We start from the raw sequence: 22113 nt of genomic DNA, 5'->3' as shown, positions 1-22113 counted from the left end.
AACACGAGCCTGGGCTATTGTGGCCCAAGCTCTGCAGCTAGTTCGTGAACGCTTGAGCGAATATCATTGAACATCCCGAAATTAACGCGGTTTGCGACGACGAATATACCGAGTTTACGGTTGGGTGAAAGTACCACATAAGTCATGAAACCGCCGAGGCCGCCGCTCTTACCCAGAAGCATAGGTTTACCATTGCGCGGCATCGTTACAACCCAGCCGAGGCCCATTCCTTCCCCGCCGGTGACTTCCGTGCCAACGACACGTTCGAGACCGTCATAAGGCAGCCACATTGTATGATCGAGCGTATGTGCTTCCATTGTTGCAGCGGTTGGATTGAGATGCCATTGCATCCACTTCACCATATCATCGGCTGTCGAATAAACACCGGCACTGGCATACATGATGTCTGGTACGATGTTGTTCGGATCATTCTTGTTGAATGGATCAACGCCAACCATCATGCGCTTTTTCTGCTCGTCGTTCAGCGCTGTTGTTGTGTCAGCCATGCTCGCAGCTTCAAATACTCTACTCTTCAGCAGATCGGCAAAGCTGCTATTGCCTGCTTTGGCGAGTGCATCCCCCATAAGTCCATAACCGAAATTGGAATAGAGCGTGGTCGTGCCGGGCACGTAAGCAGGTGCATTTGATCCGATCCATTTCCAGTAATAGTCGCGATTAAAGGCATCAAACGGATTGTCGGAGGGTTTTGCTCCTGGATCTGCAAGCTCGCGCGGCAAGCCTGCAGAATGCGTGGCAAGATCAAGTAATGTAATTGGCCGACCCGTCTGCTTCACGGTTGAACCATCTGGAGCGTACTTCGCGAGCGGGTCTGTCAGCTTCAATGTACCATCGGCTGCCAGCGAGGTAAGCACATCGGTTGCGAACACCTTCGATATGGACCCCAGGCGAAATATCGATTTTCCGTTTGGCTCCGTATCGTTGCCAGGCACAGTCTCGCCAAAACCTTGTACGATACTTTCATCACCGCGAACCACTGCGATGGTGAGTGCTGGCGCGCCGGAATTGAGAAACAGGGCCATACCGGTCATGGAAACGGCGTCCGTTAAAGCAAGGTCCTCAGCACTGGATTGCTGGGTCGCCATGACGACCAAACTGCTCGATATCAGCAAAGCGCGAATAATGCTTGAAGTGCGATAGTCAAACGATTGGCTCGAACGCATTTTGATCCCCTGTACACAGACTGGCGTTACTATTTTGATGTTCCAAGCATTGAAAACAAGCATCGCCCTGAGCAATGACAGAAGGATGAATCAACCTACCCGTTGGATGAGTGACCATCAAGTTTTGGGCATCAAGGATTTAGGTTGTATTAAACGCCCAGTCGTTCGCGCAGGGGTTTACGATAAACACGCGAAACTGGCCAGGATTGCTTGATTGCACGCATCTTGATCAGCCATTTGTCTGGTTTGCTGCGGTCCACGTCTGAAACATGCAGCGCATTGACAAAAGCCGTGCGGTGAACACGAAAGAAATAGCTATCCGGTAATATGGTTAGCCAGATGCCAAGCGGGCGTGAATCGAGTACCATCGAACCATCGTTGAGCCAAATTTCACTATAATTTCCCGCCGAACGGACGCCAACGATAGTTTCAGGTTCGACACCGCGCACAACGCCGCGTTTTCGCAGATAAACTACCGGCGTTGTTTCATCCTCCGGAATATTCGCAATCTGATAGGTGCTCGTGCCGTACTTAGCTTGAGCGATCAGCCTGGCGCATTGAAACATCGCCTTGATTTGAGCACCTGACCACCAGCGATACTCGCGTGTCATATCGAAGCCAATAATACCCCTTAGCCGTCCCTGATGGCTAATCGGAATGCTCAGTATGCTCTTGTTTCCCTGCCGTACAAATTCGACCTGAATTGTGCGTGCTACACGCGGCAAGCCATGTATATCATTAACAGCGACGGCTTTGCCATCCATCAGGTGCCGATGCAGCCATCCGATAAGCGTTGTGGGAGCTTCCTGTAATTCTTCAAGAAATGATGTCGTACCTCCACGACACCACTCATGTGTGTTACGAAACCGCAGCATATCCTTCCCGTATTCTATCATCCATGCCCGGTCCGAGTGCGATGCATTGCCAACAAAATTCAAATACTCAGAAATAGCGGTATCTACGGGGTGTTTAAGCAACTCCATAGCGCAGTAATACGGCCAATCAGTCGTTGGTTCATCGACACAATCCTGCTCAGACCAGAACTGATAGGCTACAAATATCTGGTCCAACCCTAACTCCGAAACTGTGTTTATTCCGTTTTGGATAGATGTCAGGAAGATCTCCAAAACCGCACCTGACAAAGGAATGATATCTTAGTGTGCAACAATACTCTTTATGATCACAGTTTTTTGCACATAACAACTAATCATTTTAATTGCATTTATGTTAGCGAGAGAAACGCCAGATTTGATGAATGAGCAACACGAACATTGCTCGCTTACGCAATAATTGAGCGCAATAAATGAAAATCGCGCCTTTCTTTATTTTATCATACGCTTGGAATAACGATTATTATCTAACTCAAAGCCAACAAATCTAACGAATAGCACTCCATTTACAATGTCAGCGATCAATTCGAGCAGTTGATGCTCTAGGTTCACATACCCGGCTGAGCGCTATCAAAGCACAGCCGGTTATGTATTATTAAGGACGATTAGAAATGATAATTCAACCCGATCTTCACCGAATGGAAATCCATCCAATTTGAAGCTTGTTTACCATTGACGTTTTTGTAAGTTCCATCGATATGAACCGGCAGAAACCAGTCACCGGCTGCTGGACAACCCTCCGGGCGGTTGCCATCTGTACAGAAAATACTGTCATCGAATTCTGGAGTTGTGCCTTCTCGCGCATCTTTGAACTCGAATGTTGATCGCCCGAAACGCGTGTATCCGTAATCAGCACGTACTGACCATTTGTCACTTAATGCGTATTCAACGCCGCCACCCAACAGGAGACCCGTACGCAGCTTTTCGTCCTGTTCCGAAAAGGAGAATTGAGTAACATTGCCAGCTGGACGAGTAAGGTTAGCATCTGTTCCCCTATATTGGCTGCGAACCTGTTGCTCGTTCAGGAGCGCTAGTCCCGCACTGCCATAAATCAGCACGTTGTTGAAGGAGTAGCCCAACCGACCCTTGAGGCCTGCTGACCAGTCATAATTATATTGCGTAATTGACTGAAGCTGCTTGGTTGAGCGCTCTGAACCATCGGTAAATGAACGCGTCGAAGACGTCAGATTTGGTCGTGATACATCGGCTTCAAAACCAGCAACCAATCCGTTGCTCAGCTGGTAATTGTAGCCGCCCTGCAAACCAAATGATGCATTTTCAGCTTTAAAGTTGGCCGATTCATCCAACGTATAGCTATTTGTCGAGCCATCAGAATCTGTTGTAGTGCCGCCGCTTCGGCCCATATCATAACCGATGTTGCCGCCGAAATAGAAACCGCTCCAGTTGTGCTTACTCTTTCTATAATGCAACAAGTCCGACCACATATCCGTTGAGAACAAAGGAGCGTTACTGCCGAATTTCGTCGTCGCATCAAAACGGAAGGTTCTGGCGGGAGCAGGCATCAACGATGCGTTCAGTGCATCCATGTAGTAGCGGTCCGTCAGATTGTCAATCCCGACGTTGAATTCCCAGCTTTCGTTGGGTTTGTAATTAAGATAAAGATCTACCAGCGTATATGGGTTCCATATCGACGGATTAATCTGTCCGCCCATATAGGCGTCATCGCTACCATCGCCGATATCTTTAACGTTACGCTTGCCGACATACATAACGCGCCCGCCAACGGTCAGCTTTTCATCCAGGAAACGCGCCCCAAGATTAACCGTGATGGTGTCTTTGGGTGGTACTTGCTGCAAGGTGTAACTGTTGTAAAGTCCACCTTCCGCGCATTGCGAACGGGTAGATTTCAATGTTCCCGGCTTTGCGCAATAGAGCGTTTCCAGATAATGGTTCCAAGAAATGCCTGCAAAATATTTTCCGGTATCGTAATCGGCATTCAATTCAAGACCGCGTGTTTTCACATAGTCAAGATTGACCATGGTGATTGTCTCGGCATAGAAGCCCGGGAAAATTTGGGTCGATTTGCCGACACGCGAGATGAAATTATCGATATGATTATCGAAATACGCGCCATGGAGGCGGAGTGTGTCACCTGCCAGGAAAACATCTTTGCCAAGATAGCTCGTACCTAGCTCAAAACTCTTGTTACGTTCGGGCTCAATTGCAACTTCCTGCAATGTCGTTGCAACTGAAAAGCCTTTGAGTGTTTCGAAACCACTTGGAGAGCGTAAAACACTGCCTGCCTTGCCGTAGACCAACCATCCGTCAACTGGTTCAACGGTTAGCGTTGCAGTTGGCGACCAGCCTCCGGCGGCATTCTCGATAGGCTCACCGTAGACAACGTCGTAACTATTATCTTCATAATTATAGCTCATCCCCGCATTGCGATCGAATGAATCATAATGCGAGTAACGGATACCTGGCGAAAAGGTCAGCCAATCTGTGGGCTTCCATTCAGAAGATGCGAAGACATTCCATTCTTTGCGGTTGCCTTCGCGAGATGGACCAAAACTATCATTGTCGCTTGGCTGATATTCGTATCCATCGGGAAAGCCCATATCTTCCCGTACATATCCCGCACCATAGTTGAACGAGATTCCGCCAAGAGCTGTATCAAACTTCGAGGTATTTTCTGCCGTTATGCCTTTGCGCATATTCGCACTGTACCATTTAATCGGATTGACCGATGAGCCGTTCATTGTGGCTGCATTCATCTTCAGCTGAAGATCGGTATAATAGGCATTGACCTTGAGGTCGATAAGGTCGTTGTCGTCTGGATTCCAGCGATATTGGGCAGTATAGGTATCAAGCGATATATTGTGCAGGAAGCCCTGATAGGGACCACTGCCGAACGTTGTCCAAATCTGTGTTGGCATGATTTCGCCATAGGTGCTTCTATAGCTGTTATATCCCAACTCGAGCATATGACCGTCGTCACTCTTTGCTTTGCCTTTCAGCAACAGGCTGTCGTTGCTGTTCGACGTGTTGAGGACTTCTTCGCCAGCGCGATACTGATTGAGCCCGCCATTGGTTACTTGTGTTGTTCCATCCCCAAGCGATGTGTAGACTGGATGAGCAGCATCATTACCTTGCGTTCCCGCATAATAATTGCCGTTCTTTCGCCGCGCTTGTGCTGCGACGATCTCGAAATTGTCCGTCTTTGCAGCAATTGCGACGCTACCCGATCCACCCGTTGGTGTCAGAAAGCCCGGCCTGTCCATGCCAGCACTGCCGCCGAACGTTGTAGGAATTTCGGAATCGCCGAATGTACCAATTCCACGCTGACCAGCCAAAGTACCCAGTGCCGGTACAGGCGCACTATTCGTATTGAAGCCGCCTTTAATACGAACGCCTGTGGTTTGTCCGGGTATCAGAATATCATCAGCGTTGATCGTGCTCATACGCACGACGCCACCAATCGCACCATTGGCATCAGCACCCGTGCTTGAACCTTTTTCGATTGACATCGAGCTGATAAAATCAGGATCGATGTAAGAGCGCGACTGGGCGCCATTATACCCGCGATAAACTGTCGTTTCTTGCGTCGCGCCATCAACAACCACAGGAGCGCGACCCTGTCCTTGGATGCCGCGAATGTTAATATCGACGCCGCCCGAATTGCGCGTTTCGGCATTCATAACGCCCGCGATGCCTGTAAACATATCACCGGGTGAGGTGCCTCGGTTGCGCTCGATTTGTTCAGCCGACAGGTAAACACTTGAACCGGGTGTTTCGTAAGGCACATTTGCCGGGTTCACGCCAGCGCCTGACGTAACGGTGATCGTATCAAGGACTGTTGTGCCAGCCCCCACGACATCGCCAGATGTCGCCGCGATTCTCTGCTCCAGGATGATGGAACGAGCGCCTGTTACGCGATAGGTGATATTCGTGCCCTGCAACAGGCGTGAAATTGCTTGTTCCGGTGCCATATTACCAACAACGGCTGAACTTAAAGCAGACTTGGGGAGACTAAACGCATAAGCGATGCGCCACCCACTGACCGCTCCAACATCTGCAATTGCCGATGCAAGCGGCTTAGCCGAAATATTAAAGCTAAATATACCCGCTTCAGTAACTGTCTGCGCATGTGATGCCACTACAAAGGGCACATGAACCAAAGCTGCTGTCGTGCACAGCAAAGTCATTGCCAGTTTATTTTGATGCTTTTTATGAAGTGGCCGCGCCATCTGTTAACTCTCCGTCCTGAGCGAGACTGGCTGTCTCTTATTTCAGTAAACGAGCGAGTGCCGACGAACCTCATCGCATTTACAAAATTATTACAAAAAAAGTCATGTTAAAAAATCAGTGTGACAAAAGGAACGCTACGCACAACATTTGCATTGAGCGCAGCAGCCAAGGTATCAACCGAACCATCAATGTCAGTCAATGAAAAACTGCCCGAAATGGTCTTGCCGGCGAAGCTTCTGCGTAAGAAGAATTTTTTAGTACTGTGGCGTGAAAGGGTGGATACAACTTCAGAGACATCGGCTTGATTGACCACCAGACGTCCTGACATCCAGGTCATTGTCTCGTCTGTATTGGCCGGTTGCACATTTCCTGCTGAGCCAGCAGATACCCTTATTTGCTCGCCCGCGACCAAGCGATCAGGCTTCTCATCGTTGGCTCCTTTAACAGAAACGATGCCTTCTGATACGCTGACGGTTGTGGAATTGGATGCATGGTCGACGTTAAAGCGTGTTCCGATGACACGAATTAAGTCTCCATTGATATCAATCTGGAAGTCAGGTGCTGAACCCGGAGCGACTTCAAAAAATGCCTCACCGCGCAACAACCGTACGTGCCTTTGGCTATGGTCAATCTCAAATGAAATAGCAGTATCTGCCCCCATTTCGACCACCGTACCATCTGGAAGTGTTTGTGAAGTCACATAGTGCCGACCTGATACAATATCGGCCTGAAAATTCTGGATGAAATTGGGGTCAATTATCAAGACAGCAAGCGTCGCTGCAATACCCGCTCCAGCGAAACCTATCCAGTTTCGAGACCTCGTAAGATGTCTTGCAACAGAAGTGCTGGGCGGTGCCAGGCGTATTACACGCTTTGATGGTTCTTCAAGATGCGCCCAAAGCACCCGCATCTCATCCCATGCGAGACGGTTGAGGCGATCTGCATTCAACCATTCTTCAAGCTCATTGAGATCGCTGGTCGAAAAATGACCGCCAGTACGCTTAGCGAGCCAGATTGCCGCCATATCGCGTTGCTTTTCAGATGGTTCCTGGCTTTGCGACATTATCCGCTGGCTGACCTTTTTTGAATGGCTATCTTTTTCGACACCGTAAAAGCCGTTTATATAGGTGTTTCTTAATTTAGAAACGTTTCACGAGGTGAATTCCTCATCGGCTAAATAAGAAAACATTACTTATCAAAATCTGACATTTGATTTTGGCAATGCCTCATCGCTTTCGCGATATACTTTTCTACGGAGCTGATGGAAATTCCATATCGTTTGGCAATCTCGGAATTCGACATGTTATTGACACGGCGAAGCAGAAATATATCGCGCGGAGTTTTGCCCAATTCCATTAATATAGCATCGAGTTTTTCAAGGGATTGACGGCCCTCAAGGATTTTCTCAGGTGAAAGTACAGACCCACTGATCTGCTCGGGAACGATTAATTCCATAATTTCACGGCGCCGACGGGATGTTCTTATGTGATCAATACTGGCGTTTCGCGTTGCTACATAGAGTATTTTAACGTTTTCATCCTGACTTTTATCGAATCCGCCATCGACTACCTTTGAAAAAACATCCTGAACGATATCAGCGGCTGCTTCCTTGTCGCGCGTCATTCTCGTGACAATGGCTTCCAATCTTTTGCGATGATCTTGAAAGAGAAGCGTTAGTCGATGGCTCCAATTATTCATTTCTACACTCTGAGCCAAACGACCTAAAACCCGAGATGGATAATGACTGCATCTCGTCTGGCAATTCCATTTTTTAAAGTTAACCTCTTTAATCATGTTTGTTCTATTCAAGCAAGTCATGATAAAAAAAGTATTGCCGCAGTTCCTGACGACAGCACTTTGAGGGATCAGCATCGGTAGTTTGAGAGCCCGTCGCCTCTGAAAAGAATGATATTTGAGTCAAATGAGATATCGAAACAAACCTCTAACCACATTTGGCCATAGATAATAGTCTGCTTGAAAAACGAAACGTACTTCATCCACCTAGCCACGAACTTCCGCGCGATTACGCGTGGAAGTTCGGTCTTAGAAAGGCTAGAAACTAGCTGTCAAAGACGCGTAAAATGTGCGACCAGGGCCCGGCTGCTGCGCGAGACTAAGTGGATCGACATAAAAACGATCTGTCAGATTTTCCACACGTACGCTGGCTGTGTAATTTTCATTGAGCTTATATTCTGCGAAAACATCAACCAGTGTATATGGCTTCCAGTCGATCATCGTGATGAATTGTGACATGCCCTGCCCCGTCACGTCTCCGTGCCCAATGGCACGCGATCCCGTGTATGAGATACGTCCACCGACGGTAAGTGCGTCCTCCATCAGTTTCTGCGTCAGTGTCAGATCAACCCCATACTTAGGCGGCACCTGATTGGTGGCATAGTCTGCATAAAGGGACTTGTTTTCACAGGTCTCGGCTGTGCGACAGAACTCTACGTTCAGATAGTAATTTGCTGCCAATGTTGCTTCAAAGCCACCAATGGCATAGTTCGCGGATAGTTCCAGGCCCGAGAAACGTGCACGATCAATGTTGAATATGCGCACATTTGAAGAGCTTGAATAAACGTGGAATTCGCGAGCAATGTAATCTTTTACGTCCCAGTTGAAATATCCAAGTTTGATCATCGTTTGGTCCGTAGTGGCAATCAGGTCATTTTCAATGAAATTGGCACCAATCTCCCAGTTATTTGAACGTTCTGCCTTAGTGTCTTCATTGACGGTCATATTAAAGGCTGAGACCGATTCCATGATACTCGGCGCGCGCAGAGTGCTGGAATAATTGACATAGAACTGCGTTCCCTTAACTGGTTCTACAGTAACTCCCACCGATGGGCTAAAGCCGTCTTGTTTAAGGCGGGCCTTTCCATACACCATGTCGGGGTGAACCATTTTTACAGGACTACGATCGCGTGACCACATTTGCGTATAGCGCATGCCGCCATTAATCGTTAGCCAATCAACGGGCTTGTATGCCGTCTTAACATAGGCTGCAGCTTCTTCCCGTTCGCCATCGCGCAAATCAAGGAAAGTATCCCATTTCCGGGTGGCGTCTGTTGGTTTGGTATCTTCCTTTTTGTAAGACGCGCCATAGGTCATATCGATATCACCATAAGCTGTGCTAAACTGAGAGCGGTTACTAATATCGCCGCCCCATGTCCATAAATCTGGCCCAGATTTAAAATCTTTTGGCGCACCTTCTGCAACCCAATCTGCAGCATTGCGTTGCTTCAGTTTGGTGGCCCAGAGATTAGCTTTCAGATTTATCAGTTCATTATCTGATGGATCCCAACGGTACTTAAATGTGCCGGTATGTGCTTCGACATCAGTTGTTAGCGGCTGCTGCACGGCTTGCAAATTGAGTGTGCTCAAAGCATTCGCTTTGAAATTGCCTGCCTCACTATCAAAGCCGGTGTATCCGAGTTGAATACTATGTCCGTCGCCGAACATCACTTTGCCTTTTAACAAAACTGATTTGGTTTCCAACTGAGTGTTCAAAACCTGTTCGCCCGGGCGATAATTGGCAATACCAGTGTTCTTTATAAAATTCGGATACCAGTAGTAATTAAATGGTGGGTTAGTACAGTAGTTAAGACATGCTGTCATACCCCCCAGATCTTCAGTGTCAGCAGCAGGGCCGTTTTTACCAGCATGATAGTTGCCTCGCTTGCGATAGGCATAGCCGGCCAGTAGTTCAATATTTTCGTCCTGCATCGCAGCTACAACACTGCCCGATCCATTCGTCGGCTTAAGGAAGGCGGGACGGTTCATCGTGTCCTCTGAGGCAGTAACAGTCGACTGATCCGTCTTGTTCCAGATATAGTATCCTGCTTTATCACCGGCCTCGGGCTTGCTGGAATTCGTACCAAAGCCGCCTTTCACACGCAGACCAAAACGGTTTCCTTCTTTAACAATATCACTCGCTTCAAGCGTACGCATCGCAACCGTGCCAGCAATGCCGCTCGACGAAGCGTCAGAACCTTTTAGTATGTCAACACCACCCAAAAAATCTGGGTCAACGAAGGTGCGGTTCGAAATGCCCTGATAACCTTGGTAGACATTAACTGCGTTTTCCGCGCCGTCTATTGTCGTTGCGACACGCCCCATGCCTTGCATGCCGCGGATGTTCACATCAATGGAACCTGCACCATTGCGCGCTTCCGCAGACATGACACCTGCTGTCCCCCTAAAAATATCCGCAGGGCTTGAACCACGAAACCGCTCAATAGACTGCTCAGAAATAAATGCCGTCGGTGCAGGCGTATAATAAGGTGCATCTACAGCAGAAACGCCGTTGCCGCCGCTCACCGTTATTGTATCGAGCAGAGTGGTGTTCAAAAGATCCGGCGCAAGCTGAGTTTCACCAGCCGGGTCAGCAATCGTCACTGTTGTTCCGTTAATACGATAGTTGAGACCCGAACCTGTAAGCAGCCGCGAAAGTGCCTGCTCTGCTGTAAAGTTACCCTGGACACTCGGACTTGTTTTTCCTGCAACCACACTCGATTGCAGCAGCAATTTCAGACCGGCGCGATCCGCAAAGGCAGTCAAAGCACCGCCCATGCTTTGCGAACGAATGTTAAACGCAATTGTTTGTGCAGAAGCTTGTTGAGCATATGCGGCACCAAGCTGGGCCATTGGAGTTGTGCCAATGATTGCAACTGACGCGAATAGGCCAGCTTTAATTACACCTCTTGAAAGAGACCGCTTATTATTTGTGGTTGATACACTGCGCATAAAATTTCGCCCGTCCTGATCATTATTCTCAGCTGATATCCGGTGCTTGCGCATCTTCAACAGCCCTCTCAGTTTCAAGGACGAAATCAATTTCTGAATCTTACACCGCAAATCTCAAAAAGTTGATTATTATAATCATCTAATTTCATAGCTTTAAATTTTTATCGAAGGATCGTGACAAAAGGCATGCGTGTCACTGTAACAGGCAATGTTTTCTCAACCGTATCGAGCACTGTGTCAGGCTGTGTTAAATCAAAAACGCCGGTGACATTGAGCGATCGAAGCCGACCATTGGCGATGAAAATCTTGCCGGACTGATAACGCGACAATGCAGCAACAACTTCACCCAAGGGCTTTGAATTAAATATCAGCTTGCCACGAAGCCAAGCCGTTTCCATTTCCGCATCAATATCCTCCGGTACCGTAGGCGTTTTATCCGCCTGATACGTAACACGCTGATTTGCAACTGCTTGGACACTGTCACTATCTTGTTCAATAGGCTTCGAACTATTGGAAACGCCTACAATTCCTTCTGTGACAGTCACTGCGACGTTTTCGGGGCGGATATCGATATCAAACTCTGTCCCGATGGCACGCGTTTCGCCGCCACCAGCTTCAACGATAAACGGACGCGACGCATCTTTCGCCACCTTAAATAAGGCTTGCCCTTCAAATAAGAAAAGACGGCGTTCGGCCCCCGTAAGGCGTGCTGAAAACGCCGTATTTCCGTTCATAAGCACGGTCGAGCCATCGGGTAGAAGGACGGTTTTCTGTTCGGCTGAGCCGGTTACATAATCGGCATATAGGCGTGGGCCAACAATGCCGACACGCTCAAACGCTATGCCAGTAGCACCAAGCACTGCTGCGCCCAGGATGGTTCGGCGCGTAATTCTGGTATTGCGTTCCGTCTTGCGTATCTGGCTACCCGTCGAACCTATGCCATACCAAAGGCTTTCGGCCTCCAGTGCTGCCAGTTCGTGTTCATCGCTCTGCTGTCGCCATAGATCAAATTGTACTCTGTCCTCTGTCGTCGCACGCCCGGAACTCAGCTTCACTAGCCAATCAATCGCGGTGTCACTGAGACCAATATCAGTATCAAATTTTTTTCTTGCAGAATTCATCAATTGATCAGCGCTCTAAAAACCGACGCTGCCAAAGAGTTTGGAAAGCGGTCGCATGAACTTACCCTTATAAGACGAAACACAAAGAGCAATCTTACACAGAGGAGGGATAAATTATTGCAGATTTCTGAAATGATCGCGGCAATGACGAAGTGCCTGTGCGAGATAGCGAGCTACCATACTTTCAGAAACACCAAGCTGTTCTGCGATTTCCCGATGTGATAGCCCATCGCATCGGGCGAGAAGCAAAGCGGAACGTGCCTTTTGCGATATCTGCATAAGCGCAATTACAAGCTGCCGAAGATTGTCACGATCCAATGCAAAAGTTTCAGGTGATGGATAGCTATCAGCTATTGCATCTAAAACTTCCTCGTCGCTAATGCACACCGAATTATGGCGCCTGTCTTTTCGGAGCAAATCAATCGCGATATTACCAGCAATTCTGAGGATAAATGCGCTCTGGTCACGAATTTCTGGCGGCTTTCTTTTTAATGATGCGAGCCTTAGCCAGGTTTCCTGCAAGGCATCTTCCGTCAACTCATGCGAACTTATTCGCCTTTTGAGTGTGTCACGCAGCCATTTCAACTGACGGAAATAAACCGAAATAAGCTCTTCGGCGCTGTCTGTTGAATCTAGCTTCATTTGTACGAGATGCCCTGGATGAGGATTATCACAACCAGCATCGCTCATAATCCAAACGAATGAACTTCGCAATACAATACCAATTAACTCAACTTATAATTCGGACTTCTTGATCGTAACGGTTTTGAAAATTTTAAGAAGGGGTAAAAACCAGCCGCACAAGGCGTTGGTGTATAACTGCGCCTTTGTTCTTGCCGATCGCATAGGTATAAATCGCAAGGCTTTGCCTTTTCTATATACGAATTATGTCTATGTCTTAAACTTAGAATTTTTCGTCATCCCGACCGCGCTGTCATACGATGTGGTGAATGGCTGAGCCGCTTAACAACAATTCACCCATTCTGAGACAGCCAATTCAACCTTCAATTAACTTCATGCCCATATGTCCGAATCCTCCCGCATGCATTGCTGAAGGGAAAAGCGGCGGGCTACCACGTCACTACTTTATCAATAGCAGTTTAAGCAAAAGCCTCTTATCTCCTATTGAAGCGAACGGGGGCAGTGATAGTCTTGTTCACGCTTGGCGGTGGCGCAGGAACGGGTGAAGCGCGCTGTACCAACGAAAGAACTTCGTTATCCAATTCCGGCCAGCCCGAGGATCTAGCCAGCGAAGTCGATAAGACCTTGCCAGTGTCGTCTATACGAAAGCGAACATATACCACCCCCTCTTCACGACGTGATTTCGCACCGGAAGGATATTTCTTTCTGCGTTCAAGATGCGCCATAAGGCGGGATTGCCAACGCGCCGGTGTCACGGAAGATGCAAACAATCCAGAGGCCGTTTGCCGTGCCGCATTGCGGTTTGATTGAGTGACCTGTGCTTGCGCCTGCACGGCCTGCTTTGAAGCGACTTGCTGTTCCTGGCGTTTTTTTACCGGCTTTTCTTTTCTAACGATTTCTTTTTTTGGTTCAGGTGGCTTTGGTTTAGCAACTGGAAGCGGAACCTGGACGTTTTCAAGCTGCGTCAATTCCTGCTCAGGCTCTTCTTGTTCAACAAGCTCCGGTTCGTCCTGAACGACTTCCGGTTCAACCGGCTCAAGCTCCGGCTCATCAATAGGTTCCTCAACTTTTTCAGCCGGAGCGCTAGCATCCGAAGTTTCCTGATCAGGCGAGATTTCATTCTCTTCGGTCATGGCCGCTTCCGGAGTGTCGGCGAGTTCAATCATAATGGCAGCTGGCGGCGTATTATCAGCGGCCAGCATTTCAGGCTCGCGCAACAACCACATCGCTATTCCAATATGCACAGGCAACACGATCAGCCCTGCTCCCAGCCAAAGAGCGATATCTGCAGCCCGGCTGACGGTTTGTACGCTATCGTCACCACCGGTCATTATGCGCCCTCCCCTGAATCTACCGGACGCTCCAGAAGAATACTACGTCCGCATGCGTCGACGAGAAATCCATGGCTGATTAGCTTCATCACGATCCGCGCTGCATGATTTTTCGTGGCGCTGGTCGCCAGCGCCACCTTATGCGTTTTTACGGCATTATAAGCGGCTGCCCATACGCAAAGAACGAGGATCTCAATTAAAAACTCAACATTTCTGGCAAATTTCATCGTAAACATATTACTCTGTATCGTCTCTTATATTACCATCCCGCGGCCCCATAAATAGCAGGAGACCAGCGCATAGAAGCCCATTTATCGAAAGTTCAAGCCCAGCCATACGCGGGTCAAAAGCCAACCCTGTAAGACAAATCAGGACGACGATTGCAAGCAGGGAGCACCTGAATGCCGAAGGCAAAGCGTTCAAAGCTTTCCATGCATTCATGATACGACGCGTAATACTTGTCGCTCGAACCCAAGCTAATATTTTGGGTGAAAGCTGCAAAAAGCAAAGCAAAGCATAAAAGGCAAAAATGGCAGACGGCATCAAAGGCAGTCTCTGGCCAATTAATGCTGCTACTACCGATAGAAGCCCCAATGAGAGATAGCCTGCGCGTTGGCGATCATTGGGATATGTCGACTGAGGCACACTGGTATCATTCGCGGTTAGATCTGATACGGTCATGAGAGTTTTTCGCTCGCCAAAGCATGAATGCTGCAAAATGCAAACTCCGCATCGTCATAAAGAGCATCACTGTCTCGATGAAACTGGTACTGCTTTTTTACAAGCATCGCATAACGCTCGTGACTAAGCATCGCGTGCACTTTAAGGCTTGCAGCGCGAAGCAGGTTAACCAGGTGCCCCTGTATGACAGCATCAGTCATGTCGTTTGTCCCTCGTAGCGAGCAGATATTTCTGCCAATTTGGCTGAGAAATCAGCTCTCTATTACTAAGACGTTTGACGGCACTGTTTTTTGCACTGCCACGGCAAAAAAATGCGATGGCAAGAAATATCGGCCTTACGACAGACCTCATCAATAGGCGTGCCATCCTCTGCTTGCTTCAATACGAACGCAATCTGTGCTTCTGACAACTTCGATGCTTTTCATGGAACTCTTCTTCTCCCAGATAAGAGATCATAAGTGGAAAATTCCAGTTCTGAATGGTCTAATTTATCGGGTGTACTTCGCGCCTGCACGACGGCGAGGCTCATGGCAAGCCGCTCGCAGATCGGTTCCGCCAGCGGTCTGCCCCTGCAAAGTGATCCTTCATGAAGTATGGCTTATAAGCCTAAGAAGGATATTGAATGGCAGCGAAAAGACAAAAAGCGTAAGAGATGGTTACGTAAATCCGTCAAGTTGACGTGCTGAATACGCAAGGAAAATCAATGGCTAAGGCGAGCCTGTTAATAGGTGTGACGAAAGCTACATACTACCGGTGGCGGTCCGAGTACAATGGGCTGAGGGCGACAAGCTGATTTGAGCCGCGGTCGCGAAGGAAAACTTCTAATCCCCGCCCCTCGCCGCGCTTGCGTGGATGATGTGATTGCTGAACTGAAGGTTTGCGAACGTCGGGCATGCCGGGTTCCTGACCAGCATCGTTTCCCTCAGCGCAAGATCGCCAAGCCCCTGGATGACGAAGCGGCCTTGACCGCAAACATCACGGCACTCGCTCTCCAGCATGGCCGCTTTGGCTATCGTCGTATAATGGCAATGCTGCATCAGGCTGGCTGGATATTGAACGTCAAGCGGTTGGGACGCATTTGACGACGGGAGGGGCTGAGAATGTCTCAGAGTCAACCGAAGCGCGGTCGGCTGTGGTTGAACGACAGTTCGTGCATCTGGCTTTGGCGGGAATATCCCAACCATGTCTGGTCCTACGGCTTGGTCGAGGATCGCACGCACAGCGGCCCGGGGTTCATCGCCAAGGCACTCCGGGAGTGGATTGCAGCAGTCGGGGGGTAAATTCTATTTTAAACTGCAACATACCAATGAATTCAAGTGGTTAGCCATAGAGGAAATTGGGAAGGTGATTTGATTATCTTTGAACGTGACCTTTGACGAGCCAGTGTAATGACGCATGTTGAACGCAAGAGCAGTTATTGAGTTAACATTAAAAACAACAGCCGGCACTCAAAGCTGATCATCAACAAAATCATTCAGACCTTTGCAGCGCTACCTCATCACGCACGCCGAAGTTTTACCTTTGATCGTGGTTCCGAGTTTATGGGTTATAGGGCTTTGGAGGATGGAAAGGGGGCAAGAAGCTGGTTTTGCGACCCAAACTCACCCTGGCAGAAAGGTGCTATTGAGAACATCAACAAGCGCATTCGACGGTATTTACCCAGCAACACTGACCTGGCGCAGGTCAGTCAGGCGCAGTTGACCGCCCTCGCCCATAATCTCAATACAACACCGCGCAAGTGTCCTGGATTTAAGACACCCACTGAGAGCTTTTCTAAATTTTTGCAGGATGCAGCATAATCAGATACCCTCACCACAGGCATGATGCACCTGGGATAGCTTTTCCAAAGCTGGCCAGCACATGAACCTTGACTTTTTTACCACGACAAGCGAGGTCAATCACGCAACAATTGGGTTCCGACAATGGACATTGTATTTGATCACGCCAAGGTGACTTTTGATCGGCGCGTGGTGCTACAGCCGCTGTCGTTGAGGTTGACCGAGAGGCGCATTGGCATCATTGGCTTAAACGGCTCTGGGAAAAGTACATTCTCACGGCTTATTAACGGGCTTCTGCTCCCGTCATCTGGCCGCGTCATCACGAACGGCCATGATACGTCAACGAATGCCGCCCAAGCCCGTGCAGCAGTTGGCTACATATTTCAGAACCCGGCAAATCAGATCGTGCTGCCGCTAATAAAGGAGGACATTGCACTTAGCCTCCAGTCGCGCTGTCTTGTCAGGGCTGAGATCGATCAAGCCGTATTGGATGCGCTTGAGCGTGTCGGTATAGTTCACCTTTTGGAGCGACGAGCGCATGAGTTGTCGGGCGGGGAAGTGCAACTTGCGGCCCTCGCAGCAGTACTCGCGACTGCTCCTGACATTATCATCATGGATGAACCCACCAATCAACTTGATCTTCGCAACCGAAACCTTGTCGAGCGGACGATCCAAACCCTCGACGAGGATGTCATCGTCGTAACCCATGATCTGGCGCTTGTTGCGGATTTCCCGCGCGTGCTCCTCTTTCACGAAGGTACTCTCGTTCATGATGGCTCCGCCGCAGAAACTGTCGGCCGTTATCTGAAGCTCGCTGCGTGATGAGCTTGGACACCTTGGATAAAAGTCTGATCCACCGAGTTCCACCGGAAGCCAAGCTCTTTGCGCTTTTCGCGTATAGCGTACTGCTGTTCGCGCTGGCTTCCCCTCTCGTCTTGGCCTGGCTGGCTGGTACGCTAGTCGCAGTAACGTTGCTGTGCTGCCGCCCCGCGTTTGTACAGTGGATCAAGGCTTGGCCACTCCTCTTCACTATTGTCGCGTTGGGCATCTGGACATTGTTTGCTCGAGGTCCGGAAGCGACCTCGATCATATTGCTTCGGCTGGGGTCACTCAGCCTGTTTGCTACTGTCGTCACAGTAACCACGACAGCCGGACAGTTTATCGACACCATTACAAGCCTCGCCCGTCCACTGGAAAAGCTCGGCATTGCCAATGCAAGAGACATCGGATTGGCCATAGGCCTCGTCGTCCGCTTCGTGCCCGAAATCCATGCGCGCTACCGGAATGTCGTCGATGCGCATCGCGCCAGAGGGCTTAAGCTGCGCCCATCCACTATCATCGGGCCAATCATCATCGCTACTATCATGAGCGCCGACGAAATCGCCAATGCCATTGACGCCCGTAATATTCGCACTACCGCACCAAAGCGCAAATAGAGGTTCAAAGAATGTCCACCCGGTCCCTGGTTCTCATCGCTCTGTTTACAGCAATCATCGTCGTTTTGGGGCTGATCCCGCCCATCATGATCGGTTTTTTTCCCGTCCCCATTCATGCGCAAAGCATGGGTGTACTCTTGGCCGGAACCGTGCTGGGCGCCCGCGCCGGTGCTTTGACCGTGCTTCTGCTTTGGGTGCTTGTCGCAGTCGGCCTGCCAGTCTTATCTGGAGGACGAGGCGGTCTTGCAGTATTCCTCAGCCCGACAGCCGGCTATCTTGTCGGCTTCCTGCCGGCCGCGTTTGTAACGGGCTGGTTATCTGACAAGGTGGCTCATCGCATCACTGGCCGCGGGAAACTGGCCTTTGGCTTTTTCGTTGCAGCAGCCCTGGGTGTTGTTATCGATCACGCTTTCGGGATCGCCTGGCTTGCTTTTGCGGCAGGTCTGACACTCGCAGAGGCAACTATAGGCAACCTGATCTTTGTACCAGGCGATTTGATCAAAGCAGCGATCGCCGCTTATGTCAGCCTCCTTTTAACCGTCAATTTCGGAAGCCGATTTCGGGTTGGATGAACTGAGGCCATCGTCACCCTTTAGTATAACATTTATAGCTTTGGGTCGGCTGGAGAACGTGAGCTTTTGAATAATGCCCTAAAATTTAAAGCTGCGCTCGCGGCAGCTTTGCTATATTTTGGGCTTCAGCGAGTGCTTAGCAACTAAGTAATATTTTGCAGGAAAGCACTATTTTGATGGCGTTCAGCGCGTATAAGCAAATTACTCGAGAAGCGGAAGAATTTCGGGCGCACAAAATTTCGTCATGTTTGCAATTTCTTTCTCGCTGTAACCAGATCGGCCCTTTTCAAGCGAGGCAGCCAGTATCTTCAACTCGTCAACAGAATCATCTTTTGTAATACCCAGCTTGCCGTCATAATTCACAATCTCATACATATAACGTTCAGTTACGGATTCAAAAGCTACCGCCAGTTTTTGGTCGTCAATTTTTTGGGCTAGAATTGTGAAGTTTCCCATATAGGCACCACACTGCAGGGATTGATTGTACTTGCCGCGAAACTCTGAGTTAACGTTATCTTGAGCAAGAGAAAGATTTGGTGTCCCTGATCGGGGGACCATTTGGCACAGGTTGTAGTAGCCTAATCAACCTATCCACTATCGATCATCAGCAGATTACAAAAAGTGATAGATTGTTTCATGACTGACAATGCCCAAACGCTTAAATAGATCAAGCACAATAATTGCTGAAACAATGACCAATTATTTATCGGATCGCTTCAAACGAGCGCGGCGCGTGTCTTGACATTTCATATCGGAACATATAGTGAACAAATTGATGAAAAAGTCTTTTAAAGAACGTTTGGCCATTCTGTCTGACGCTGCAAAGTACGATGCTTCTTGCGCGTCGAGTGGAACTGTTAAACGAAATTCCGCATCATCTGGCGGACTTGGTTCGACAGAAGGCTCCGGCATCTGCCATGCTTACGCGCCAGATGGCCGATGTATTTCGCTTCTGAAAATTTTGATGACAAATTTTTGCATTTACGACTGCGCTTATTGCATCAACAGATCATCGAGCAATGTCGAGCGTGCGAGGTTTACGGCTGAAGAAGTCGTGTGGTTGACGCTTGAATTTTATCGACGCAACTACATCGAAGGCTTGTTTCTTTCGTCGGGTATTATTCGTTCTTCTGATTACACCATGGAAGAAATGGTGCGCATCGCCCGAGAGCTCCGCACCACGCATAATTTTCGGGGATATATTCATCTTAAATCCATTCCGGAAGCCTCGCCGCAACTGATCGATGAGGCGGGTCTATATGCGGATCGTTTGTCGATTAATATCGAATTGCCGACGGATGCTGGTATCAGCAAGTTCGCGCCTGAAAAGCGGCCAGAAAACATTCGCAGATCAATGGGAAATCTGCGTATGAAAATTGAGGATATGGCTGAACCGAGCCTACAAACCAAGCGGCGGCGTAGATTTGCGCCAGCAGGTCAAAGCACGCAAATGATTATCGGTGCTGATGCTGCAAACGATGCGACCATACTTGGTACAAGTGCTCGGCTCTATGGTAGTTACGGATTGAAGCGCGTTTATTATTCAGCATTCAGCCCAATCCCGGATTCTTCAAAATACTTGCCGCTGATCAAGCCTCCTCTCATGCGTGAGCATCGGCTATATCAAGCCGACTGGCTTTATCGGTGTTATGGGTTCGATATCAGCGAAATTACCTCATCATCGGCCGATGGAATGCTTGATTTGGATATAGATCCTAAATTGGCCTGGGCACTTGGCCACCGTGAAAATTTTCCAGTAGATGTAAATCGTGCCGACAAAGAGGCTCTGCTTCGTGTGCCAGGCTTCGGCACGAAAACGGTAAACTCTATTGTATCATCACGGCGTTTGAAGCGCCTGCGGCTCGAAGATATAGGCCGGCTCGGCGTATCTTTGAAAAAGGTACAGACCTTTATTTTAGCGGAAGGCTGGTCGCCGCATCGGCTGATTGATCGAACAGATCTAAGGTCAATGTTCATGCCTAAGCCACAGCAATTGTCGCTGCTATGATAGAAACCTGCTTCCTTGAGGGGCGTGGGAATTTTTCCGAGTGGCGGGATGCTGCGAGACAGTTTCTTCTCGCGAATGTTCAACCAAGACATATTGACTGGCGACTTCAAGATGAGCGTCAGGGATTGTTTGAGCAGGATGACAACCGAAGACCTGGTGAAACTGCTCAGCAGAGTGGCGCTGCCGCAATCAATGTTCCTCCGGCATTTCTTCGGCTAGCGGAAGCCGTGATTTGTCACTCAGACCCTAGCCGCTTCGGATTGTTGTATAAGCTTCTCTACCGCTTAAGGTCAGAACGACATTTATTGGATTTCAAGTCGGACGCAGACGTTGCAGTTGCACATCGCATGCTAAAATCTGTTAGTCGTGATTATCATAAAATGACAGCCTTTGTTCGGTTTAAGGAAATAGCACTTCCAATAGACGTCGTAGGTCGTAGACGATTTATGGCATGGTTCGAACCAGATCATTTCATTGTTGAGAGAGTTGCTCCGTTTTTCCAGCGTCGTTTCAATGATATGGATTGGATAATCACTACGCCCCACGGATCCGCTTCCTGGGATGGTGAAAACCTGCGTTGTTCATCTGAGTCAGCTATCAAGCCAGACATTAATGATGAAACGGAGCAGCTTTGGCGTACTTACTATGCATCTACCTTCAACCCAGCGCGATTGAAGGTAAAGATGATGATGACGGAAATGCCGAAGAAATATTGGAAGAACCTTCCAGAGGCAGACCTCATTCCTGACCTGATTGCAGGTGCCGAAGCGAGGGTGGTTGAGATGGGGCAGAAGCAAGCCACTAACCCATTGCCATTCCATGATCGCCTGCAAAAAGCTGCTGTCCGTATTCCGACCGCGCCGGTCGATGAGGTCGATACGATTGACGCTCTTAAGAAAAGTGCGCGATATTGTAATCGGTGCGATCTTCATTGCCGTGCTACACAAACGGTGTTTGGCGAAGGTCCAACCAGTGCGCGTGTCATGATTGTCGGCGAACAACCGGGTGATCAGGAAGACCTTGCAGGGCAGCCTTTTGTCGGACCTGCCGGGCGCGTCTTGAATGAAGCCCTTTCGGCAGCGGGTTTAGAGCGAAATACGCTATACCTTACCAATGCAGTTAAACATTTTAAGTATGAACCGCGCGGAAAGCGACGCATCCACCAGCGGCCAAATACCACTGAGATTGAGCACTGTCGCTGGTGGTTGACACAGGAAATAAAAAATGTGCAGCCAAAGCTAATCGTAGCGATGGGTTCCACCGCGTTATTTTCTCTCACCGGCCAGAAAGATAGGTTGGAGGATATACGTGGTCAGACGATAGCCATGCAAGATAAACGGACACTTTTTGTGACCGTCCATCCTTCTTACATTTTACGAATACCAGACAGCGGAAAACGCAACGATGCGCTAGCACAGTTTTTCGAGGATTTCGACCAGATAAGGCGAATGTCAATCTCACTAAGCTGATTTATCACCCTTGTTACAATAAGGATATCAATTAATCTTAGCGGTAAGA

At 48.9% G+C, this 22113-nt stretch carries 18 protein-coding genes and 2 pseudogenes; 7 read left to right on the top strand and 13 right to left on the bottom strand.

All coding sequences use genetic code 11. The features are described 5' to 3' along the window. Window positions 1-14 precede the first annotated feature (14 nt). The 12 genes from ampH to ACOZHT_RS22095 all read right to left on the bottom strand — a co-directional run bounded on the left by ampH (window position 15) and on the right by ACOZHT_RS22095 (window position 15001). Complete coding sequence (ampH, locus tag ACOZHT_RS22150) at window positions 15-1181, bottom strand: D-alanyl-D-alanine-carboxypeptidase/endopeptidase AmpH (protein WP_421566612.1); 1167 nt, start codon at window positions 1179-1181, stop codon at window positions 15-17. Between the two features lie 149 nt (window positions 1182-1330). Next, the gene (locus ACOZHT_RS22145; protein WP_421566611.1) at window positions 1331-2251 is read right to left on the bottom strand and encodes a GAF domain-containing DNA-binding protein; all 921 of its coding nucleotides are present in this window, start codon (window positions 2249-2251) and stop codon (window positions 1331-1333) included. Window positions 2252-2676: 425 nt separating this feature from the next. Next, on the bottom strand, window positions 2677-6279 hold the full coding sequence (locus ACOZHT_RS22140) for a TonB-dependent receptor domain-containing protein (protein WP_421566610.1): 3603 nt from the start codon (window positions 6277-6279) through the stop codon (window positions 2677-2679). 107 nt (window positions 6280-6386) lie between these two features. Further along, window positions 6387-7304: a FecR family protein gene (locus tag ACOZHT_RS22135; RefSeq protein ID WP_421566609.1), complete on the bottom strand. Its 918-nt coding sequence runs from the start codon at window positions 7302-7304 to the stop codon at window positions 6387-6389. Between the two features lie 164 nt (window positions 7305-7468). Beyond that, a complete protein-coding gene (locus ACOZHT_RS22130) occupies window positions 7469-8074 on the bottom strand; it encodes an RNA polymerase sigma factor (RefSeq protein WP_421566608.1) in 606 nt (201 codons plus the stop codon). Between the two features lie 258 nt (window positions 8075-8332). Beyond that, a complete protein-coding gene (locus tag ACOZHT_RS22125; protein WP_421566607.1) occupies window positions 8333-11026 on the bottom strand; it encodes a TonB-dependent receptor domain-containing protein in 2694 nt (897 codons plus the stop codon). A gap of 161 nt (window positions 11027-11187) precedes the next feature. Beyond that, on the bottom strand, window positions 11188-12147 hold the full coding sequence (locus tag ACOZHT_RS22120; protein ID WP_421566606.1) for a FecR family protein: 960 nt from the start codon (window positions 12145-12147) through the stop codon (window positions 11188-11190). A gap of 114 nt (window positions 12148-12261) precedes the next feature. Further along, complete coding sequence (locus tag ACOZHT_RS22115; protein WP_421566605.1) at window positions 12262-12789, bottom strand: RNA polymerase sigma factor; 528 nt, start codon at window positions 12787-12789, stop codon at window positions 12262-12264. A 473-nt stretch (window positions 12790-13262) separates the two neighbouring features. After that, entirely contained in the window at window positions 13263-14120 is an 858-nt protein-coding gene (locus ACOZHT_RS22110) for an energy transducer TonB (RefSeq protein WP_421566604.1), read from the bottom strand. Beyond that, window positions 14120-14356, bottom strand: a complete 237-nt coding sequence (locus ACOZHT_RS22105; RefSeq protein ID WP_421566603.1) for a hypothetical protein — start codon at window positions 14354-14356, stop codon at window positions 14120-14122. Before ACOZHT_RS22105 ends, ACOZHT_RS22110 begins: the two co-directional genes overlap by 1 nt. 1 nt (window position 14357) lies before the next feature. Further along, the gene (locus tag ACOZHT_RS22100; protein ID WP_421566602.1) at window positions 14358-14801 is read right to left on the bottom strand and encodes a DUF454 family protein; all 444 of its coding nucleotides are present in this window, start codon (window positions 14799-14801) and stop codon (window positions 14358-14360) included. Then, window positions 14798-15001 (bottom strand): hypothetical protein, encoded by a 204-nt coding sequence (locus ACOZHT_RS22095; protein ID WP_421566601.1) that lies wholly within the window; start codon window positions 14999-15001, stop codon window positions 14798-14800. The genes ACOZHT_RS22100 and ACOZHT_RS22095 overlap by 4 nt, the downstream gene beginning before the upstream one ends. A 464-nt stretch (window positions 15002-15465) precedes the next feature. Between ACOZHT_RS22095 and ACOZHT_RS22090 the strand changes: the two are divergent. The 5 genes and pseudogenes from ACOZHT_RS22090 to ACOZHT_RS22070 form a co-directional block, all read left to right on the top strand. Further along, window positions 15466-16075: pseudogene (locus tag ACOZHT_RS22090) on the top strand (IS3 family transposase); the annotation flags it as partial. Between the two features lie 48 nt (window positions 16076-16123). After that, window positions 16124-16600: pseudogene (locus ACOZHT_RS22085) on the top strand (IS30 family transposase); the annotation flags it as partial. A 123-nt stretch (window positions 16601-16723) separates the two neighbouring features. Continuing rightward, entirely contained in the window at window positions 16724-17401 is a 678-nt protein-coding gene (locus tag ACOZHT_RS22080) for an energy-coupling factor ABC transporter ATP-binding protein (protein ID WP_339511941.1), read from the top strand. Continuing rightward, window positions 17401-18015, top strand: a complete 615-nt coding sequence (locus ACOZHT_RS22075; protein WP_421566600.1) for a CbiQ family ECF transporter T component — start codon at window positions 17401-17403, stop codon at window positions 18013-18015. Before ACOZHT_RS22080 ends, ACOZHT_RS22075 begins: the two co-directional genes overlap by 1 nt. An 11-nt stretch (window positions 18016-18026) precedes the next feature. Further along, on the top strand, window positions 18027-18587 hold the full coding sequence (locus ACOZHT_RS22070) for a biotin transporter BioY (protein WP_421566599.1): 561 nt from the start codon (window positions 18027-18029) through the stop codon (window positions 18585-18587). 201 nt (window positions 18588-18788) lie between these two features. Here the strand turns inward: ACOZHT_RS22070 and ACOZHT_RS22065 are convergent, their stop codons facing one another. Next, window positions 18789-19043, bottom strand: a complete 255-nt coding sequence (locus tag ACOZHT_RS22065) for a hypothetical protein (protein WP_421566598.1) — start codon at window positions 19041-19043, stop codon at window positions 18789-18791. 319 nt (window positions 19044-19362) lie between these two features. Between ACOZHT_RS22065 and ACOZHT_RS22060 the strand changes: the two genes are divergently transcribed. Beyond that, window positions 19363-20595 (top strand): putative DNA modification/repair radical SAM protein, encoded by a 1233-nt coding sequence (locus tag ACOZHT_RS22060; protein ID WP_421566597.1) that lies wholly within the window; start codon window positions 19363-19365, stop codon window positions 20593-20595. Further along, on the top strand, window positions 20592-22064 hold the full coding sequence (locus ACOZHT_RS22055; protein ID WP_421566596.1) for a UdgX family uracil-DNA binding protein: 1473 nt from the start codon (window positions 20592-20594) through the stop codon (window positions 22062-22064). Before ACOZHT_RS22060 ends, ACOZHT_RS22055 begins: the two co-directional genes overlap by 4 nt. Window positions 22065-22113: the final 49 nt, after the last annotated feature.

It is taken from the genome of Ochrobactrum sp. EDr1-4 (genome assembly GCF_049199085.1).
Taxonomy (GTDB): domain Bacteria; phylum Pseudomonadota; class Alphaproteobacteria; order Rhizobiales; family Rhizobiaceae; genus Brucella.
Note: the sequence above shows the minus strand (reverse complement) of the source record. Positions and strands in the feature narration are given on the sequence as shown.

Excerpts from the sequence above, each read along its gene's own strand:
- ACOZHT_RS22135 (WP_421566609.1), bottom strand. The coding sequence starts at position 7,304 with ATGGCGGCAATCTGGCTCGCTAAGCGTACTGGCGGTCATTTTTCGACC.
- ACOZHT_RS22130 (WP_421566608.1), bottom strand. The coding sequence starts at position 8,074 with ATGATTAAAGAGGTTAACTTTAAAAAATGGAATTGCCAGACGAGATGC.
- ACOZHT_RS22115 (WP_421566605.1), bottom strand. The coding sequence starts at position 12,789 with ATGAAGCTAGATTCAACAGACAGCGCCGAAGAGCTTATTTCGGTTTAT.
- ACOZHT_RS22060 (WP_421566597.1), top strand. The coding sequence starts at position 19,363 with ATGAAAAAGTCTTTTAAAGAACGTTTGGCCATTCTGTCTGACGCTGCA.
- ACOZHT_RS22125 (WP_421566607.1), bottom strand. The coding sequence starts at position 11,026 with ATGCGCAGTGTATCAACCACAAATAATAAGCGGTCTCTTTCAAGAGGT.
- ACOZHT_RS22095 (WP_421566601.1), bottom strand. The coding sequence starts at position 15,001 with ATGACTGATGCTGTCATACAGGGGCACCTGGTTAACCTGCTTCGCGCT.
- ACOZHT_RS22140 (WP_421566610.1), bottom strand. The coding sequence starts at position 6,279 with ATGGCGCGGCCACTTCATAAAAAGCATCAAAATAAACTGGCAATGACT.
- ACOZHT_RS22120 (WP_421566606.1), bottom strand. The coding sequence starts at position 12,147 with ATGAATTCTGCAAGAAAAAAATTTGATACTGATATTGGTCTCAGTGAC.
- ACOZHT_RS22065 (WP_421566598.1), bottom strand. The coding sequence starts at position 19,043 with ATGGGAAACTTCACAATTCTAGCCCAAAAAATTGACGACCAAAAACTG.
- ACOZHT_RS22100 (WP_421566602.1), bottom strand. The coding sequence starts at position 14,801 with ATGACCGTATCAGATCTAACCGCGAATGATACCAGTGTGCCTCAGTCG.
- ACOZHT_RS22075 (WP_421566600.1), top strand. The coding sequence starts at position 17,401 with ATGAGCTTGGACACCTTGGATAAAAGTCTGATCCACCGAGTTCCACCG.
- ACOZHT_RS22080 (WP_339511941.1), top strand. The coding sequence starts at position 16,724 with ATGGACATTGTATTTGATCACGCCAAGGTGACTTTTGATCGGCGCGTG.
- ACOZHT_RS22055 (WP_421566596.1), top strand. The coding sequence starts at position 20,592 with ATGATAGAAACCTGCTTCCTTGAGGGGCGTGGGAATTTTTCCGAGTGG.
- ACOZHT_RS22105 (WP_421566603.1), bottom strand. The coding sequence starts at position 14,356 with ATGTTTACGATGAAATTTGCCAGAAATGTTGAGTTTTTAATTGAGATC.
- ampH (WP_421566612.1), bottom strand. The coding sequence starts at position 1,181 with ATGCGTTCGAGCCAATCGTTTGACTATCGCACTTCAAGCATTATTCGC.
- ACOZHT_RS22070 (WP_421566599.1), top strand. The coding sequence starts at position 18,027 with ATGTCCACCCGGTCCCTGGTTCTCATCGCTCTGTTTACAGCAATCATC.
- ACOZHT_RS22110 (WP_421566604.1), bottom strand. The coding sequence starts at position 14,120 with ATGACCGGTGGTGACGATAGCGTACAAACCGTCAGCCGGGCTGCAGAT.